1 protein-coding gene and 1 pseudogene are annotated in these 2,631 nt (G+C 73.6%); both read right to left on the minus strand.

The features are described from left to right. Positions 1 to 1,908, minus strand: a 1,908-nt coding sequence (locus tag VF536_RS18200) for a hypothetical protein (protein ID WP_331616275.1), incomplete at its 3' end; no start/stop codon positions are given. A 16-nt stretch (positions 1,909 to 1,924) separates the two neighbouring features. Next, a pseudogene (locus VF536_RS18205) lies at positions 1,925 to 2,631 on the minus strand (hypothetical protein); the annotation flags it as partial.

Here is a 2,631-nt window from a genome sequence, read left to right on the forward strand (position 1 = left end):
ACCCCGACGCTGTGCGTCCGTCGTCGCGCGGAGATAGGGACCGGTCAAGGCCTCGCCGTCCGCGCGTGGCAACAGCGTCGCCAGCGTGGACGCCGCGCCGCGTGCGAGGTCCACGCGGCCCAGCAGGTCCGCGCGCCACCACAGCCCGAAGGCCACCTGCGCCCGCACCGACGGCGTCACGGCCGTCGACTCGGCGGCCGCCTTCCATTCGTCCAGCGTGAAGCGCCGCACCAGCACTTCCGCGCCGTCGAAGGCCAGGGCACGTCGCTTCGGGGGCGGGAAGTCGTAGGGATAAGGCACCTCGCCGGCGTTGAAGCGCGACCAGGCGCCGTACTCGCGACTCAGCCAGGGCAATGCGTCGACCGGCGTCACCGCCAGCTTCAGCGCTTGCGCGGCGATCAGGTTGCGCGCCGTCGTCGACGGTCCGCCCGGGGCCGCCGTCAATGCCACCAGCTGGGACCGGGCGCGGTCGAACTCACCGGCTTCGCGCAAGAGGCGGACCTGCTCCAGGCGAACCGTCATCCAACCCGGATGCGACACCGGCACGCGATCGGCGGCCGCCTGGATCGCCTTCCAGGTCGCCGCGTCCTTGACCAGCCTGGCGCCGTCGGCGCAGGCCATCGCCGGAATCAACCACAGCACGCTCTCCGGCTTCGCCTTCCAGCGGGCCGCCTGCGGGGGCACCGCGGGCGCCGGGGTCGCGGTGGAGGACGCACCGCAGGCCTTGAAGGCAAGGATCCAGTCCATCACCGGCAGCGCGTCCACCTGAGGAAGACGCGTGCGCTGCGCGCCGTCCGGACCGCCGTCCAGCCAGTGATCCGCGATCCTGGCCCAGTCCGCGAGCGACTGCGGTGCCGGCGCCTTGTCCAGGACGGCGAGTTCGCGGCTGAGCTGGGCGAAGCGCCGCTCCGGATCGGTCTGCGCGCGGACGAGGTTCAGCAGCTTCTCCGCCGCCTCGCGCTGCACGGGCCAGTCCGCGTGGGAAGCGATCTGCGCGGCCATGGACTGCAGACGATCCATCAGCACCGGGGGCAGGCGTCGCGGACCGCCGGTCCCGTCAGGCTGGCCGGGCGTCGCCAGGGTGGCCTCGCGCACCAGCGTCCGCATCCGCGCAAGCGACGCCCAGGCCTGCCACGGGTGGCCGTTGTCGGCGGCGATCGCGGCGAAGCCGCTCTCGGCAGTCGCCCAGTCGCCGCTGTAGAAGGCGGACGCCGCGCGCTGGTACTGCCGCGCCTGACGCCAGGCGAGTGCCTCGTTCGCCGGCAGGTCCGCCAGCGGCGGTGGCGCGACGGGCGGTGTCTTGGGCGCGGGGAAGGCTTTGGCCGCGAGGTCGGGCGCGCACTGCGCGAAGACGAGGTCCTGGCCGTCGACCCAGGCGCGCAGGCGGGAGGGCGTCGCGTCCGGGCGCTGGCGCAGCCTGGCCAGCGTCTCGACCGCGAAGGCGTAGGCGCCGTCCGGACAGTTCAGGAACTCGACGTAGGAACGCGGGGCGGTCTCCTTCATCGAGCCCGGTCGCCAGCGAGGCGGCTCGGCGACGAGTTCCTTGCGCGCGGCCAGCCAGGCGGCCACCGGCGGATGCCGTTCGGGCTCCCAGGAGGACGGCGCCGAACCCGCGTCACAGCAGGCCTTGTCCAGCCATTCGCCGGCGATCGGCACCAGCGGACGGTGCGCGTCCGCGCTCGCGATCGCGCGCCAGGCCGTGTACAGCATCGGCCGCGAATACGTCGGCAGCACCACGCCCAGTTGGCCCTGCACGTAGCGGTCAAACCGGATCTCGGTGCGGCTCTCCGCGACGAAGTCGTTGGCGCCGTCGAAGCCGCTGGCGCGGGCCGGGCCCGCAGCGGCCGCGCCGGCGAGCAGCAGCGTGATCGTCGTCAGGCGGATCCTGGCGCGGGGGGTCGTGGTCATCGATTCGTCTCCCTCTTCAGCGTGATGACGTTGCAGGCGTTGTCGTGTGGACGGCTGTGGTGGCGCCCGCGGTGGTGCCCGCCGTGGTGCCCGTGTCGGCAGGCCTGGTCGCGGCCGCGGATGCCGTGGCATCACCCCAGATGCGCGTTTCCCATTCGGGCGGCCAACGGGTCGTCTTGCCGCGCGCCAGGTTGAACCAGTACCGCTTCGGCCAGCGCCGCTGCCAGTCGGCCGGCGGCGTGTCCTGCGGCGAAAACCCGGCCGCCTCGTTGCGGCAGCGCGGGTGGAGTTCCGTCGCGCCGGCGGCCAGTTCGCGCTCCCAGCGCATCCGGTCGACGCCGAGCCGGAAGAACATCGGCACGACCTCGTCCGCGACGATCGGATCCATCCAGGCGCTGCTGCGGCATTGCCAGGCGAGCAGCGTCACCGACAGGCGCGTCGTCGTCGGCAGCGCCGCGCGCAGCCGTCTCACCAGCGCGTGATAGCTGTCGCGCTGCGAGGGCACCGCCTCGAAGTCCAACTGGACCCAGCCGCTGGTCGAGCGCCGTGCGGCGGCCAGCACCCGTTGTTCGATCGCGGCCTGCTGGCGCTCGTTGAGCGCCCGGCCCGGCGAGGCGTCGGCACCGCGGCCGTCGTAGAGCTCGCCGGCCGGCACGAGCCGGCGCAGCTGCGGCAGCGGATCCACGTGCACGACCGGCGTCACCGGGCGATCGCCCGGCGGGG

Origin of the sequence: Roseateles sp. (assembly GCF_036486225.1) — a bacterium.
GTDB lineage: Bacteria > Pseudomonadota > Gammaproteobacteria > Burkholderiales > Burkholderiaceae_C > Roseateles.